This is a genomic window from Allostreptomyces psammosilenae (assembly GCF_013407765.1).
GTDB lineage: Bacteria > Actinomycetota > Actinomycetes > Streptomycetales > Streptomycetaceae > Allostreptomyces > Allostreptomyces psammosilenae.
Map to the genome: position 1 here is coordinate 2,035,954 of NZ_JACBZD010000001.1, position 15,112 is coordinate 2,051,065.

The following is a 15,112-nucleotide window of genomic DNA, read 5'->3' on the forward strand; positions in this document are numbered from 1 at the left end:
GATGATCCACCGAGGTCTGCTCCGGCTGGCCGGCGCGGTGGCCTGGCCGATCGCGCTGAGCACGGCGGTGGCGCTGTGCCTGGCCGCCGCGGGCGTGGGCCAGGCGGTCGCGCTGGCCCACGCCCTCACCCACCTCTTCCGCGACGCCCCGGGCCCCGCGGCCGGCGCCCTGGTGTGGGCGTCCGCCTTCGCCCTGCTGCGCGCCGGCCTGGTCTGGCTGGCCGAGGTCACCCGGGCCCGCTGCGGGATCGCCGTCCGCGTCCGGCTGCGCGACCGGCTCGTCGGGCGACTGGCCGAGCTGGGCCCCGGCCACGCGGCCGGGGAGCGCGCCGGGCGGATCCAGGCGACGCTGGTGGCGGGGGTGGAGGGACTGGACGCCTACTACTCCCGCTACCTGCCGCAACTGCTCGTCGTGCTGCTGGTGCCCGCGGGCATCGTCGGCTGGCTGTTCACCGTCTCGGTGCCGGCCGCCACCGTGCTCGCCGCGGCCGTGGCGGTCGCCGTGGTCGTCCCCCGCTTCTGGGACGCCACCCTGCTGCGCCGCGGCCGCGACCGGTGGGCGCGGCTGACCCGGCTCAGCGCCGACTACCTGGAGGCCACCCAGGCCATCCCCACCCTGCGGGTGCTCGGGGCCGGCCGGCGGACCGACGAGCGCCTGGCCGAACAGGCGGCGAGACTGCACCGCTCCACCATGGCGCAGCTGCGCGTCTCCCTGGTGGAGGGCGGCATCAGCGCCCTCGCGATCCACGGCGGCACCGCCGCGACGCTGCTGGTGGTGGGCGCCGGCGCGTTGTCCGGCACGGTGCCGCCGACGAACGCCTTCCTGTTCCTGCTGTGCGCCCGCGAGTGCTTCCGGCCGCTCGGCGACCTGTCCTCCGCCTGGCACGCGGGCTACCTCGGCCTGACCGCGGCCGACGACATCGACGCGCTGCTCGGCGCCGTCCCGCGGGTGCGCGACACCGGGACGCACCCGGCGCCGGACGACCCCGCCCCCGAGGTGCGCTTCGAGCGGGTCACCTTCACCCACCCGGGCCCGCCGGACCGGCCCGCCGCGCCCGCCCGGCCCACTCTGGACCGGGTCTCGGTGCGCTGCCCGCCCGGCGGGATGCTCGGCGTGGTCGGCGCGTCCGGCGCGGGCAAGAGCACGCTCGCCCACCTGCTGCTGCGGCACGACGACCCCGACGGCGGCCGGATCCTGCTCGCGGGCCGGCCGCTGCCCGAGTACCGGCTGGACGCGCTGCGCGCGACCGTCGCCGTGGTCCACCAGGACCCCTACCTCTTCCACGGCTCGGTCGCGGACAACCTCCGGCTGGCCCGCCCCGAGGCCACCGACCGGGAACTGCGGCACGCGGCGGCCCTCGCCCAGGCCCACGCCTTCCTCGAGGCCCTGCCGGACGGCTACGACACCGTGATCGGGGAGCGCGGCAGCTCGCTCTCCGGCGGCCAGGCGCAGCGGCTGGCGCTGGCCCGCGCCTTCCTCAGCCCGGCCCGGGTCCTGGTGCTGGACGAGGCCACCTCGCACCTCGACGCCCCGACCGAGCAGGCGGTGCTGCGGGCCCTGCGCACGGAGCTGGCCGACCGCACCCGCGTCGTCATCGCCCACCGGCTGCACGCCGTCCGCGACGCCGACGTGATCGCCGTGGTCTCCGACGGCCGCGTCGTGGAGACCGGCAGCCACGAGGAGCTGGTGCGGAAGCCGCACGGCGCCTACCGCGCGCTGCTGCGCGCGCAGGAGGGCGCCACCACCGCAACGGACGAGGAGGTGCCCGCGTGAGGAGCGTGTACCGGCTGCTCCCGCACATCGCCCGCCACCGGGCCGCCTTCGTCGGCACCCTGGTGTCCAACCTGCTCGCGCAGTCGGGGCTGCTGGCCCTCGCCCTGCTCGGCGCCGCCCTGGTCTCCCAGGCCCTGGCCGGCCGGGACTCCACGGTGGCGGTGCTGGCCACCGCCCTGCCGGCCACCGCGGTGCTGTGCGCCCTGGCGACCTGGCGCGAGTCGCACGTCTCGCACGACCTCGCCTACCGCGTCCTGGCGGACCTGCGCGGCCGCGTCTTCACCGCGCTGCGCCGCTCGCTGCCCACCCGCCACACCGCCCGGCGCAGCGGGGACCTCGGCGCCGTCGCGCTGTCCGACGTGGAGACCCTGGAGTGGCTGTACGCGCACACCGCCGCCCAGCTCCTGGTGTCCCTCACGATGCTCGGGGCGACCACCGCGCTCTCCGTCGCGCTCTCCCCGTGGCTGGTGCTGACCTGGCTGCCCTGCCTGCTGGTGGTCGTCGCCCTGCCCTGGCTGTTCGGCCCGGTCTCCGCACGCCACGGGGCGCGCCTGACCGCCGCCAACGCCGCGCTGCAGGCCGACGTCGTGGACACCGTCCAGGGCATGCGCGAACTCACCGGCGCCGGCGCGCTGGAGCGCCGCCGGCGCCAGCTGGCCCGGGCGACGCGGGCGCTGACCCGGGAGCAGTCGCGCATCGCGCACCTCGGCGGCGCGGAGGCGGCCGTCTCCAGCCTGGCCGTGGCCGCCGCGGGGATGGCGGCGCTGGCGATGGTCGCCTCCGGAACCGGCGGCCTCGACCCCCGCCTCGCGCCCGTCGCCCTCACCCTGGCGACCGTCACCCTGGGCCCGATCAGCCAGATCTCCGCGCTGCTGCGGGACTTCGGCGTGCTGCGCGCCGCCGCCGAGCGGGTCGACCAGGTCCTCAACACTCCCCCGGCCGTCCCGCGGCCCACCCGGTCCCTCGGCCCGGTGACCGGGGCGCTCACCTTCGAGCGGGTCGGCTTCCGGTACACCGAATCCGGCCCGCCCGTGCTGGAGGACGTGAGCTTCACCGTCCACCCGGGCGAGATCGTCGCGCTGGTGGGCCCCTCGGGCTCCGGGAAGTCCACCTGTGTCGCCCTCGCCCTGCGCCTGTGGGACCCGGACACCGGCACCGTGCGGATCGGCGGGGTGGACCTGCGCGACCTCGACGACACCCACCTGCGGTCGGCCGTCGCCGCCGTGCCGCAGCGGATCGACCTGCTCACCGGAACCGTCCGGGACAACATCGCGCTCGCCGACCCGGACGCCACACCCGCGCGGATCCGCGACGCCGCCCTCCGGGCCGGGGTGCTCGACCCGGCCAGCGGCTTCCGGGACGGCCTGGACACCCACGTCGCCGAACGGGGCCAGGCGCTGTCCGGCGGCCAGCGCGCCCGGGTGGCGCTGGCCCGCGCGCTGCTGCGGAACGCCCCGGTGCTGGTGCTCGACGAGGCCATGGCCCAGGTCGACGCCCACGCGGAGGCGGCACTGCAATCCGTGCTGCGCCGGGAGGCGGCCGGCCGGGCGGTCCTGGTCGTCGCCCACCGGGACACCACGATCCGCGCGGCCGACCGGGTGCTCACCCTGCGCGGGGGAACCATCCGGGAGGAGGGGCCCCGCGCGCCGCGCGCGGCCCCCTGAGCCCCCGGGGGCGCCGCGGGGTCACAGGCCTCCGGCGACCCGCAGCACCGCGCCCGTCGTGAAGGAGGCGTCGTCGGAGAGCAGCCACGAGATGGCTCCGGCGATCTCCTCCGGCTGTCCGGCCCGGCCCATGGGGATGGTGGCGGCGACCTTGCCGGGGCGCTGCGGATCCTGGTGGAAGTCGGTCCAGATGGTGCCCGGCGCGACACAGTTGACGCGGATTCCGTCGGCGGCGACCTCCTTGGCCAGGCCGACCGTCATGGCGTCGACGGCCGCCTTGGTGGCGGCGTAGTGCACGTACTGCCCCGGACTGCCGAGGGTGGCGGCGGCGGAGGACACGTTGACGATGGCGCCGCCCCCGGAGCCGGTCATGTCCCGGACGGCCCGGCGGGCGCAGAGCAGGTAGCCCAGGACGTTGACGTCCAGGGCGCGGCGCATGCCGGCGGCGTCCGCGTCGGCCAGGCGGCCGTTGGGGCCGCTGATTCCGGCGTTGTTGACCAGGCCGGTGACCCTGCCGAGCTCCGCCGCGGCGTCGAAGAGCTGGTCGACGGAGGCTTCGTCGGCCGTGTCGACGCGGACGGCGAGGCAGCGCCGGCCGGCCTCCCGGACGGTCGTCGCCACCCGCTCGGCCGCGGAGGCGTCCGAGCGGTAGCCGATCACCACGTCGTGGCCGTCGGACGCCAGGCGGGCACAGGTCGCGGCCCCGATGCCGCGGCTGCCGCCCGTGACGACGGTGAGGTGCTGGGACAAGGGAGGTCTCCTGAGGGCACGTCGGGTCGGAACGGAACGACGATTGTGCCAGCCGGCGCCCGCGCGGCGGGCGGCGTGCCCCCTCGCCGCGTGCCCCCTCGCCGCGTGCCCCCTCGCCGCGGGCGGCGTCCCCGCCGGCGGCGGACGGGTCAGCCGGAGACGGCGCGCAGGGCGCGGGGGCCGGGCGCGGCGAGGCGGTCCAGGGCGGCGGCGGTGGCCTCGTCGGCCGGGAGGTGGACCAGGATGCGCTGGTCGTCGGCGGTGAGGTCGAGCGTCTCGTAGGCCAGGCGGAGCTCGCCCGCCCCCGGGTGCACCACGCGGGTGGTGCCGCTGTTCCTCGGCACGCCCGGGACGGTCGCGACCCGCTGCGCGAAGCTCGCTCCCGCGGTGACCGTCAGCTCGTCGACCAGGGCAGCGATGTGCGGGTCCGCCCGGAACGGTCCCTGCTTCAGGGCGGCGACCTGCTCGTCGGCGACGTGCTCCCAGTCCGGGTAGGCGGCCCGCGCGCGGTCGTCGGTGAAGACGAAGCGGGCGAGGTTGGGCGGCTCCCCGTCGAGCAGGCCGAGCGGGCCGGCCAGCCGCTGGTAGCCGCTGGTGTGGGCGAGCACCTCGCCGAGCCGGTTGAGCAGCACGGCCGGGGCGGGCTCCAGGCCGGCCAGCAGCGCGCGGACGGTGGCGCGCACGGAGCGGAGCGGGAACGGCGTGCCGCCGGTGCAGCTGAAGCCCTCGGCCGCCTTGGTGAGCCGGTAGAGGTGGACGCGCTCGCCGATGGTCAGTCGGAGCACGTCGGCCAGCGTGGACAGCACGCGGGCGGAGGGGCGGCGGTCCCGCCCCTGCTCCAGCCGGGTGAGGTACTCCACGCTGACCCCGGCGAGCGTGGCGAGTTCGGCCCGCCGCAGGCCGGGGGTGCGGCGGCGGCTGCCGGTGGGGAGCCCCACCTCGGCCGGGCTCACCGCCTCCCGACGGGTGCGCAGGAACATCCCGAGTTCGTTGTCGTGCTCGCTCACGCCGTCGAACGTAGCAGTGTCCGTGGTCGGAAGGGTGTCCCTGTCACTACCAGTCTGGAGCCGGTCTTCCTGGCCCGGTGGCCGGGCGGCAGGTTGGGGGTGCGGCGGTGAGCCGCCGCCCGCCGGTTCCCCCGGCGCGAGAGACGAGGAGAGACCCGTGTCCGTTCAGCCCATCCATCTCGCGGTGATCGTCGGCAGTGTCCGTCAGGGCCGGTTCGCCCCGGTCGTCGCCCACTGGTTCGCCGAACAGGCCCGTCAGCACGGGGAGTTCACGGTCGACGTGATCGACCTGGCCGACACGCCGCTGCCCCTGGCACTGCCGCCGGTGCCGCCGGCCGTCGACCCGAACATGGAGCGCCCGGCCGAGATGGCCGACCTGACCCGGCGGCTGCGCGCGGCCGACGCCTTCGTGGTGCTGACTCCGGACTACAACCGGAGCTTCCCGGCCTCGCTGAAGGCGGCGATCGACTGGCACTACACCGAGTGGCAGGCCAAGCCGGTCGGTTTCGTCGGCTACAGCGGGGCGACGGGCGGTGTGCTGGCGATCGAGCAGCTGCGGCAGGTGTTCGGCGAGCTGCAGGCCCACACCGTCCGCAACTACGTATCCTTCCCGCGCTACTACCTGCTCTTCGACGGCGAGGGCGCCCTGAAGGAGCCGGAGGAGCCGGCCGCCGCCGCGAAGACCATGCTGGACGAGCTGTCCTGGTGGGCGGGCGCCCTCGCGGGCGCCCGCCGGGAGCGGCCGTACCCCGCGGCGGGCTGACCTCCCGCCGTCAGCCGGCCGCGGCCTCGCCGGCGCCGCGGCCGGACCGCCGCGGCGCCCGGGGCTGGCGGTCCTCCAGGTGGGCGACGGTCCGGTCGTACCCGCCCGACGCCGTCTCGATGACCTGGTCCAGGACGTCGCGGGAGCGGACCAGGTCGTCGATCATCCGGTCGATGCGCTCGCGCTCGGCGGCGAGCTCGCCGACCAGCCGCGGGGTGGCGATCTCGGAGGGGCCGCCGTCCGCGTCGCGCATGCAGGGCAGCAGCTGCGCGATCTTCCTGCTGTGCAGTCCCGCGGCGAAGAGCTCCTGGATGCGGATGACCCGGTCGACCGCGCTCTCCGGGAAGTGCCGGTGGCCGCCCAGGGTGCGCTCGGCCGTGAGCAGCCCCTGCTTCTCGTAGTAGCGCAGCGAGCGCTCGCTCACCCCGGTGCGCCGGGCCAGTTCACCGATCCGCATTCGCTTCCCCCACACGCCGACCGAAGGCTGCGACCTGACAGCGTCGCCGCCCCTACCCTACCGGCGGCGACGCTCCTCCGGGCGGTCCCCGGCGCCGCCGCCGTGGGCGTCGGCTCAGCGGCGGCGCAGCTTGAGGGTGTTGTCCGGGCGGGTGGCGGGCCGGCCGTCCGGGTCGGTCATCGGGGTGTCGTAGGTCTCCTTGACCAGCACCTCCCACCGCCCCTCCGGGAGGTCGAGCGCGGCGAGCACCTCGTCGGGGGTGGGGAAGTGGATCTCGGTGTCGTGGTCGTGGCTCCAGGAGGGCCAGCCGGCGTGGCCGACGATCAGCAGCAGCCCGCCGGGCGCCACGGCTTCGGCGGCCCGGCGCAGGATCTCCTCCCGGGGCATCTCGCGGGGCGAGTGCAGGTAGTGGGCGGAGACCAGGTCGAAGGCGCCCTCGGGGAAGGAGTGCGCCAGGTCGTGCTGCTGCCAGTCGATGCGGTCGGCGACGCCGGCCGCCGTCGCGTGCTCGGCCCCGCGGCTCAGCGCGGTCGGGGAGATGTCGACGGCGGTGACGTGCCAGCCCTGCCGGGCGAGCCAGACGGCGTCGGCCCCCTCACCGCAGCCCAGGTCGAGGGCGCGGCCGGGGGTGACCGCGCTGGTCTCCCGGATCAGGGCGCTGTTGGGATTGCCGCTGAACAGCCGGTCGCTGGAGTTGTAGCGGTCCTCCCAGAACTCTTCGGCGGAGGAGGTGTCCGTGGCGGTCATCGTCGCGCTGCCTTTCCTCATGGGGGCGGTCCCGTCGGGCGCCGGCGGCGGCGCCGCCGGCCTTCCGGTCGGTTCCAGGCAACTGTGCGCGCACCGGCGGCCGATTGACAAAGTTTCTTGCCGGGTCGGCAAAATCGGGCGGGCGTCACTTGGCGTCGGCGTAGCACTCGACGACCGCCGTGGTGAACGGGAACCGCACCGGGGTGTCGCCGAAGGTGACGCGGCCCGCCAGGTCCGCCGCCTCGCGGATGGCGGCGGTCACCGCCGGGGCCTCCTCGGCCGGGCAGTGCACGATCACCTCGTCGTGCTGGAAGAACACCAGTTCCGCCGCCAGGCCGGCGCACGCCCGGCGCAGCGCCGCGAGCATCACCAGCGCCCAGTCCGCGGCGCTGCCCTGCACGACGAAGTTGCGGGTGAAGCGGCCCCGGGCGCGCGCGTTCGTCGAGGCGTAGCCGGGGACGAACTCGCCCGGGGCGCCGGCCGGCCCGGACGGCTGGTCCTCCTGCGGGACGCCCTCCCCGTCCTGGTCGCCGGCGGTCGCCGCCGGGGGGCAGGTGCGCCCCAGCCAGGTGCGCACCAGCCGGCCCTCCTCCCCCGCGCGGGCCGCGTCGTCGACGTACGCCACCGCCCGCGGGAAGCGGCGGCGCAGCACGGCGAGGTTCCGCAGGCCGTCGCCGGAGGTCTGGCCGTAGACGGCGCCGAGGACGGCGAGCTTCGCCTGCTCGCGGTCGCTGGCGAAGGCCCGGTCGGAGATGGACTGGTAGAGGTCGGCGTCCCGGCCGGCGACCTCCATCAGGCCGGGGTCGCGGGAGATGGCGGCGAGGACCCGCGGCTCCAGCTGGTCGGCGTCGGCGACGACCAGCCGCCACCCGGGGTCGGCGACCACGGCGCGCCGGATGACCTTGGGGATCTGCAGCGCGCCGGCTCCGTTGGTGACCCAACGGCCGGAGACGGTGCCGCCCGGCAGGTACTCGGTGCGCAGCCGGCCGTCGCGGACCCAGTCCTGGAGCCAGGACCAGCCGTGGGCGGTGTGGATGCGGTACAGCCGCTTGTACTCGATCAGCGGTTTCACGGCGGGGTGGTCGATCGACTCGATCTCCCAGCGGCGGGTGGAGGAGACCTTCACACCGGCCTGGGCGAAGGCCCGCACGACGTCGGCGGGCAGATCGGGGCGGACGCGCCGGCCGAAGGCCGCGGAGATCTCGTCGGCGAGTTCGGCCAGCCGGCGCGGCTCGCCGCCGGCGTACCGCTCGCCGAGCAGTTCGCCCAGCACGGCGCGGTGCACGTCGGCGCGCCAGGGCAGCCCCGCCGCGGTCATCTCGGCCGCCACCAGCATGCCCGCGGACTCGGTCGCGGTGAGCAGGCGCATCCGGTCCGGGTGGGCGGTCGCGTCGTGCCTGCGCTGCTGGTCGGCGTAGACGGCGGCGAGGTCGTCGAGCGGGACGTGGACGGGCTGCGGTTCGAAGAGGGAGGACTGCGAGCCCGGCTCGGCGGCGCGCTGCGGAGGGTCCGGCGGGACGGGGGCGTGGCGCAGCCGGGCGAGGGCGGCGGCCGCGGAGCGTGGTTCGCCGTGCCTGCCCTCGTGGCCGAGGAGGAGGGTCTCGGCGTCCTCGATGTCGTAGCAGCGGTCGACCCGGACGCCCGCGGCCAGCAGGCGGGGGTAGACGGCGGCCGTGGAGCGCCAGACCCAGCGGGCGACCCCCGGGCGGCCGCGGACGGCCTCCACCAGGCTGGGCTCCCTGCGGACGCCGCCGGCGGGCAGGCCGTCGGGGCCCAGCGGGGCGAGCTCCGCGCCACCGTCGGGGGTCGCCGCGATGGCCCACCTGTCGCTCATGCGTTCGAGTCTGCCACCGGCTGCCGACAGCCCCGCACCGGCACCCCGCGCCGGGGAGCCGAGGAGGTGATCGAGGCCGGGGGTTGGTGTCGGAGAGGGGCGGTCACGAGATACCTTGATATCAAGACGTTGTAGGACGTGAAGCGGAGCATCGGTGACTGACTCGACCATCATCTACACGCACACTGACGAGGCCCCGGCCCTGGCGACGTACTCCTTCCTCCCCGTGGTGCAGGCGTACGCCCGCACGGCCGGAGTCAGTGTGGAGAGCCGCGACATCTCCCTGGCGGGGCGGATCATCGCCAGCTTCCCGGAGTGGCTCCAGGAGGACCAGCGCATCGACGACGCGCTCGCCGAGCTGGGCGAGCTGGCCAAGAAGCCGGAAGCCAACATCATCAAGCTGCCGAACATCTCGGCCTCGATCCCCCAGCTGAAGGCGGCGATCGCGGAGCTGCAGCAGCAGGGCTACGCGCTGCCGGACTACCCGGACGACCCGAAGACCGACCAGGAGCGGGAGATCCGCGCCCGCTACGACAAGGTCAAGGGCAGCGCCGTCAACCCGGTGCTGCGCGAGGGCAACTCCGACCGCCGCGCCGCCGCCGCGGTCAAGAACTACGCCAAGGCGCACCCGCACCGGATGGGCGCCTGGACGCCCGAGTCGAAGACGAACGTCGCCCACATGGTCGCCGACGACTTCCGCTCCACCGAGCAGTCCGCGGTGATCGCCGAGGCCGGCTCGCTGCGCATCGAGCTGGCGGGCGCGGACGGCGGCACCACCGTGCTGCGCGAGTCGGTCCCGGTCCTCGCCGGGGAGGTCGTCGACGCCTCGGTCATGCGGGTGGCCGCGCTGCGCGAGTTCCTCGCGGCCCAGGTCGCCCGAGCCAAGTCCGAGGGCGTGCTGTTCTCGGTGCACCTCAAGGCCACCATGATGAAGGTCTCCGACCCGATCATCTTCGGCCACGTGGTGCGGGCCTTCTTCCCGAAGACCTTCGCGGCGTACGGCGAGACGCTGGCCGCGGCCGGCCTGACCCCGAACGACGGGCTCGGCGGCATCCTGAAGGGCCTGGAGGCGCTGCCCGAGGGCGCCGAGATCAAGGCCTCCCTCGACGCCGAGCTGGCCGACGGCCCGGCCCTGGCGATGGTCGACTCCGACCGGGGCATCACCAACCTGCACGTGCCCAGCGACGTCATCGTCGACGCCTCCATGCCGGCGATGATCCGCACCTCCGGCCACATGTGGGGCCCGGACGGCAAGGAGGCCGACACCCTCGCGGTCATCCCGGACAGCAGCTACGCCGGCATCTACCAGGTCGTCATCGACGACTGCCGCGCCAACGGCGCCTTCGACCCGGCGACGATGGGCTCGGTGCCGAACGTCGGCCTGATGGCGCAGAAGGCCGAGGAGTACGGCAGCCACGACAAGACCTTCGAGATCCCCGCCGACGGCACGGTGCGGGTCGTCGACGGCGCCGGGAACGTGGTGCTGGAGCAGGCGGTGAGCGCCGGCGACATCTTCCGCATGTGCCAGACGAAGGACGCGCCGATCCGGGACTGGGTCAGGCTGGCCGTCACCCGCGCCCGCGCGACCGGCGACCCGGCGGTGTTCTGGCTGGACGAGGGGCGCGCGCACGACGCCAACCTGATCGCCAAGGTGCGCGCCTACCTGCCCGAGCACGACACCGAGGGGCTGCGCATCGAGATCATGTCGCCGACCGAGGCGATGGCGTTCTCCCTGGAGCGCATCCGCCGCGGCGAGAACACGATCTCGGTCACCGGCAACGTGCTGCGCGACTACCTGACCGACCTGTTCCCGATCCTGGAGCTGGGCACCAGCGCCAAGATGCTCTCGGTCGTGCCGCTCATGAACGGCGGCGGCCTGTTCGAGACGGGTGCCGGCGGCTCCGCCCCGAAGCACGTGCAGCAGCTGGTCAAGGAGAACTACCTCCGCTGGGACAGCCTGGGCGAGTTCCTCGCGCTGGCGGTCAGCTTCGAGCACCTGGCGCAGCGCACCGGCAACGCGCGGGCGCAGGTCCTCGCCGACACCCTGGACCGGGCCACCGGCACCTTCCTCAACGAGGACAAGTCGCCGAGCCGTCGCCTCGGTGGCATCGACAACCGCGGCAGCCACTTCTACCTGGCGCTGTACTGGGCGCAGGAGCTGGCCCGGCAGACCGACGACCCGGAGCTGGCGGAGGCCTTCGCGGACCTCGCCAGGACGCTGACCGAGCAGGAGGGCGCCATCGTCGACGAGCTGATCGCGGTGCAGGGCTCGCCGGCCGACATCGGCGGCTACTACCAGCCCGACGCCGCCAAGGCGGCGGCCGTGATGCGCCCGTCGAAGACCTTCAACGAGGCCATCGCCAGCCTCGGCTGACGCGTCCGCGTGGGACTGCTCCCACGCACTGAGGAGAGGTCCCCGGGCCCGGGGACGCACACCACGCCGCGACCGCACTGCGGCGAGGGCCGTGCCGGGGCCCGCGGGACCTCTTCCGCGTTCGTGCGGGGTGTCCTGCGCCCGCTGAATCCCCCTCAATCACGCTCTCCCTGCGACTTCTTCACCGTTTGGACACAGGGCCTGCCGACGGTGGGGACGGGTGAAACAGCGTGCATATGATGTGACCGCAGCGCATCGTTGCCTCACACTCACCCCTCTTCCCTCCGGATACCCGCCCACAGTGACCACATCGAGCGCCACCCCGCCGGCGCCAGTCGAGACCGTCCCGAGGAGCAGCGCCCTCGGACCGAGGCCCCCCTCCGGTCGCCATCGGCGCGGACGTCACCCCACCCCGGCCACGGGGACCACACCGACCTCCGGGCGGGTGATCGCGCTGGTGCCGGCGCACAACGAGGAGGACTGCATCGAGGACGCGCTGCGGGCGCTCCGCGAGCAGACCCACCTGCCCGAGGCCGTCTACACCGTGGCGGACAACTGCACCGACGCCACCGAGGAGCTCTCCCGCGCCGCCGGGGCCCGGGTCTTCCGCACCAGCGGCAACCGCGACAAGAAGGCCGGCGCGCTCAACCAGGCCCTGGCCGAACTGCTGCCCGGGCTCCACGACGACGACGTCATCCTCGTCACCGACGCCGACTGCACACTCGACCCGACGTTCGTCGCCGCCGGTCTGGAGTACCTCGCCCGCGGCTACGGCGGCGTGGGCGGAACCTTCCGCGGCGGCCCCGGCGGCGGCTTCGTCGGACACCTCCAGCGCAACGAGTACGCCCGCTACGCCCGCGACGTGGAACGGCTCGGCGGCAAGTGCCTGGTGCTCACCGGCACCGCCGCGATGTTCTCGGTGCGGATGCTGCGGGCCGTCAGCCAGGCCCGGCTCGACGGCACCCTCCCGCCCGGAGACGGCCGGGGCGGCATCTACGACACCACCGTCCTGACCGAGGACAACGAGCTGACCTTCGCCGTGCTGCACCTCGGCTACCAGGTGATCTGCCCCTCCGGCTGCACCCTGGTCACCGAGGTGATGACCAGCTGGCGCGACCTGTGGCGGCAGCGGCTGCGGTGGAAGCGCGGCGCGGTGGAGAACTGCGTGCAGTACGGCCTCACCCGCATCACCTGGCGCTACTGGGGACGCCAGGTGTTCACCATGCTGGGCGTGCTGGTGACCTTCGTCTACCTGGCCACCATCGTCCTGTCCCTGATCATCTACCAGGGGCTGTACGTGCGGCCGTTCTGGATCGCGGTGACCGGCGTCTTCGTCCTCGAACGAGTCGTCACGGTGCGCAAGCGGGGCTGGCGGTACATGCTCCCCGCCGCGTCGATGTACGAGCTGTCCATCGACCTGTTCCTGCAGGCGTGCCACGCCAAGGCCTACGCCGACGCGCTGCTGCGCCGGCGCAAGGACTGGTGAGTCCGCAACCGGACCCGCCATCCCCCTCCTTCCCGCCCGAGACGCGCGGGGCACCGTGCCGCCGCGCGCCCGGCCCGACCCTGACGGAGAGTCATGTACGACAAGCCCATCGCCCCCATCGGCAGCGGCGTCGCCGCAGGCGGCGCGGCGTCACTCGCCGACACCGGCGCCAACGCCCTCTACATAGGCCTGGCGGCCTTCGCCCTGGTCGCGGTCGGCGCCGCGCTGCTGCGCATCCTGCCGCGCCTCGGCTTCCGCCGCGGCTGACCCCGCCCCCGAACACGTGCGGGCCACCCGGCCGGAGGGCCGGGCGGCCCGCACGGCCGTTCCGGGGCTCGGGTGGTCGGTCACGGCATCGGCAGCCCCAGGAGGCCGGCCAGTTCGGCCTCGGTCGCCGGCCGGAGCGTCGACAGCACGTGCCGGGCCGCGGGCAGGTCGGCCCCCGTGCCGGGCAGGGTCACCGTGTGGACCAGGCCGTCGACACGCAGCCGCAGCTCCTGACGCGGGTAGTCGCCCTGGTAGGTCACCAGTTGCCGGCCCCCGCCGTCGTCCGAGCAGTGGACCGGGTCGCCGAACGGCACCGGGCATCCACGGGCGTCCACCCGCCGGGTGTCCTGGCCGGGGCGGGCCACGCCGAGGTGGAACCCGTCCGTGCCGGGACGGGAGTAGTCGGCGCCGAAGCCGTCCACGCTCGCCCCCAGCACGTGGAGCGTGTAGCCGGGAGGCGGATCCCCGACCCGCAGCATGGCGCGGTCGACGTCGTTGGCGGCGATCCACTCGTCGAGGGTGGGCGGCCGCGCCGCCTCCCACAGGGCGTACCCGCCGCCGACCGCCAGGGCGGCCGTGGCCCCCAGGGCGGCGATCCGGGCGCGGAGCCCGGGCAGGAACCACGCGGCGGCCAGCGCGTAGCACAGCCCGCCGAGCGGGTAGAGCGTGAGGCCGCTGTCCAGGCCGCCCACCTGCCGGTTCACCACCACCGTCGCGAAGGCGCCGACCGTGCCGAGGGCGTACACGCCGGCGGCCCAGCCCCACAGGCCGCGGGTGCTGCGGGCCAGCGGCACGAACGAGCGGGCCGCTCGCCCGAAGGGGACGAGCAGCAGCACCGCCAGCAGCCCCCCGACGGCCAGCACGACGGCGCCGGCCCGGACCCCGCCGGTGAAGAGCGCCACCAGCACCGCCTGGAACTGCACGGCGGTGAGGGCGACGCCCACGCACCACAGGCCCGTCAGATGGGCGCAGACCCGCCGCGCTCCGTTTCGCTCATCGGTCACGTCGGCTGACCACGCTCCGAGCACCGCCGACGGTTCCCTCCCGCGGTCCGCGGGGTGGCGAAAACCCATTGGTGCGGGCGGCGCGCCGGCTGCCATGATCCGCCCGTGACCGACTCCGACGCGATCGACCGATGGGTGCGGCACGCCGCACGGAACAACGCCGAGTGGTGCGACGCGGTCTGCCGCGCGCACGGCCGGCCGGGCCGGTTCGGGGCCACCGCCTGGACCAACGCCCGACGGACCCCGCCGCTGTACCCCGACGCGGTGACCCTCGATCCGGCGGCGACGGCCTCCGAGGTCCTCGCCGGTGTCGACGTCACCTCGCCCGGCTGCTCGGTCAAGGACAGCTTCGGCCGCCTGGACCTGACGGCGGCGGGGTTCGAGGTGCTGTTCGAGGCCCGGTGGATCGTGCGCGACGGGCACGATCCGGCCACCCCCGCCGCGGACGGCACGCCGGCGGCGGACGTGCGGTGGGCACCGGTGCGGGACGCGGCGGACCTGGACGCCTGGCAGTCGGCCTGGGCCGGGGGCTCCGGGGCCGGTGGACCGTTCCGCGCGGAGTTGCTCGAACGGGACGACGTCGTCGTGCTCGGCGGCCGGCGGGACGGACGGATCGTCGCCGGGGCCGTGGCCAACCTCTCCGGCGACGGCGCCGTCGTCGGGGTGTCCAACGTGTTCGGCGACGCGCTCGGGCTCGACGCCGCCTGGTCCGGCGTGGTGGCGGCCGTGTCCCGGCACTTCCCGGGCGTGGCGATGGTGGGGTACGAACGCGGCGGGGACCTGCGGGCCGCCCTCCGGCACGGCTGGCGCGCGGTCGGTCCGCTGCGGGTCTGGTTGCGCGACACCCCAGCCGACGGCACCGTGACAGACGTCATGCGGGATTCCTGACAAACCGTCATTGCCGCGCCGCCGGCGCGGAGGGAGGCTGGTCCCGGGCGTCGGGGGGCGTCCTACGGGGGACGGACAGCCGAGGTCGGATCCGCCA

The 15,112-nt window shown here is 75.1% G+C and carries 13 protein-coding genes; 7 read left to right on the forward strand and 6 right to left on the reverse strand.

Features of this window, described 5'->3' with window-relative positions:
• Position 1 precedes the first annotated feature (1 nt).
• Together FHU37_RS08225 and FHU37_RS08230 are read left to right on the forward strand one after the other, a co-directional pair.
• Positions 2-1,774, forward strand: a complete 1,773-nt coding sequence (locus FHU37_RS08225; RefSeq protein WP_179813556.1) for an ABC transporter ATP-binding protein/permease — start codon at positions 2-4, stop codon at positions 1,772-1,774.
• Entirely contained in the window at positions 1,771-3,438 is a 1,668-nt protein-coding gene (locus tag FHU37_RS08230) for an ABC transporter ATP-binding protein (protein WP_179813557.1), read from the forward strand. The genes FHU37_RS08225 and FHU37_RS08230 overlap by 4 nt, the downstream gene beginning before the upstream one ends.
• A 21-nt stretch (positions 3,439-3,459) precedes the next feature.
• On the opposite strand, the gene FHU37_RS08235 is transcribed toward FHU37_RS08230, so the two are convergent.
• Together FHU37_RS08235 and FHU37_RS08240 are read right to left on the reverse strand one after the other, a co-directional pair.
• Positions 3,460-4,188: an SDR family NAD(P)-dependent oxidoreductase gene (locus FHU37_RS08235; RefSeq protein WP_179813558.1), complete on the reverse strand. Its 729-nt coding sequence runs from the start codon at positions 4,186-4,188 to the stop codon at positions 3,460-3,462.
• 149 nt (positions 4,189-4,337) lie between these two features.
• Entirely contained in the window at positions 4,338-5,168 is an 831-nt protein-coding gene (locus tag FHU37_RS08240) for a helix-turn-helix domain-containing protein (protein WP_179816114.1), read from the reverse strand.
• Between the two features lie 184 nt (positions 5,169-5,352).
• Here FHU37_RS08240 and FHU37_RS08245 point away from each other — a divergent pair, with 184 nt between their 5' ends.
• Positions 5,353-5,958 (forward strand): NADPH-dependent FMN reductase, encoded by a 606-nt coding sequence (locus tag FHU37_RS08245; protein ID WP_179813559.1) that lies wholly within the window; start codon positions 5,353-5,355, stop codon positions 5,956-5,958.
• Positions 5,959-5,968: 10 nt separating this feature from the next.
• Here FHU37_RS08245 and FHU37_RS08250 read toward each other — a convergent pair whose 3' ends face one another.
• From FHU37_RS08250 to FHU37_RS08260, 3 genes are all read right to left on the reverse strand, one after another.
• Positions 5,969-6,415: a MerR family transcriptional regulator gene (locus tag FHU37_RS08250; protein WP_179813560.1), complete on the reverse strand. Its 447-nt coding sequence runs from the start codon at positions 6,413-6,415 to the stop codon at positions 5,969-5,971.
• A 114-nt stretch (positions 6,416-6,529) separates the two neighbouring features.
• Entirely contained in the window at positions 6,530-7,162 is a 633-nt protein-coding gene (locus FHU37_RS08255) for a class I SAM-dependent methyltransferase (protein WP_179813561.1), read from the reverse strand.
• Positions 7,163-7,307: 145 nt separating this feature from the next.
• The gene (locus FHU37_RS08260; protein ID WP_179813562.1) at positions 7,308-8,996 is read right to left on the reverse strand and encodes a bifunctional 3'-5' exonuclease/DNA polymerase; all 1,689 of its coding nucleotides are present in this window, start codon (positions 8,994-8,996) and stop codon (positions 7,308-7,310) included.
• Positions 8,997-9,150: 154 nt separating this feature from the next.
• On the opposite strand from FHU37_RS08260, the gene FHU37_RS08265 reads away from it, so the two are divergent.
• The 3 genes from FHU37_RS08265 (at position 9,151) to FHU37_RS08275 (ending at position 13,123) form a co-directional block, all read left to right on the forward strand.
• A complete protein-coding gene (locus FHU37_RS08265) occupies positions 9,151-11,370 on the forward strand; it encodes an NADP-dependent isocitrate dehydrogenase (protein ID WP_179813563.1) in 2,220 nt (739 codons plus the stop codon).
• A gap of 445 nt (positions 11,371-11,815) precedes the next feature.
• On the forward strand, positions 11,816-12,856 hold the full coding sequence (locus FHU37_RS08270; protein ID WP_218903972.1) for a glycosyltransferase family 2 protein: 1,041 nt from the start codon (positions 11,816-11,818) through the stop codon (positions 12,854-12,856).
• 93 nt (positions 12,857-12,949) lie between these two features.
• Complete coding sequence (locus FHU37_RS08275; RefSeq protein ID WP_179813565.1) at positions 12,950-13,123, forward strand: hypothetical protein; 174 nt, start codon at positions 12,950-12,952, stop codon at positions 13,121-13,123.
• 80 nt (positions 13,124-13,203) lie between these two features.
• On the opposite strand, the gene FHU37_RS08280 is transcribed toward FHU37_RS08275, so the two are convergent.
• Positions 13,204-14,127: a hypothetical protein gene (locus FHU37_RS08280; protein ID WP_179813566.1), complete on the reverse strand. Its 924-nt coding sequence runs from the start codon at positions 14,125-14,127 to the stop codon at positions 13,204-13,206.
• Between the two features lie 105 nt (positions 14,128-14,232).
• Between FHU37_RS08280 and FHU37_RS08285 the strand changes: the two genes are divergently transcribed.
• Positions 14,233-15,015: a hypothetical protein gene (locus FHU37_RS08285; protein ID WP_312892497.1), complete on the forward strand. Its 783-nt coding sequence runs from the start codon at positions 14,233-14,235 to the stop codon at positions 15,013-15,015.
• Positions 15,016-15,112: the final 97 nt, after the last annotated feature.

What these genes read in the sequence shown, in the direction of transcription:
- FHU37_RS08260 (WP_179813562.1), bottom strand. Translation starts at nt 8,996, where the DNA reads ATGAGCGACAGGTGGGCCATCGCGGCGACCCCCGACGGTGGCGCGGAG.
- FHU37_RS08240 (WP_179816114.1), bottom strand. Translation starts at nt 5,168, where the DNA reads ATGTTCCTGCGCACCCGTCGGGAGGCGGTGAGCCCGGCCGAGGTGGGG.
- FHU37_RS08225 (WP_179813556.1), top strand. Translation starts at nt 2, where the DNA reads ATGATCCACCGAGGTCTGCTCCGGCTGGCCGGCGCGGTGGCCTGGCCG.
- FHU37_RS08250 (WP_179813560.1), bottom strand. Translation starts at nt 6,415, where the DNA reads ATGCGGATCGGTGAACTGGCCCGGCGCACCGGGGTGAGCGAGCGCTCG.
- FHU37_RS08275 (WP_179813565.1), top strand. Translation starts at nt 12,950, where the DNA reads ATGTACGACAAGCCCATCGCCCCCATCGGCAGCGGCGTCGCCGCAGGC.
- FHU37_RS08255 (WP_179813561.1), bottom strand. Translation starts at nt 7,162, where the DNA reads ATGACCGCCACGGACACCTCCTCCGCCGAAGAGTTCTGGGAGGACCGC.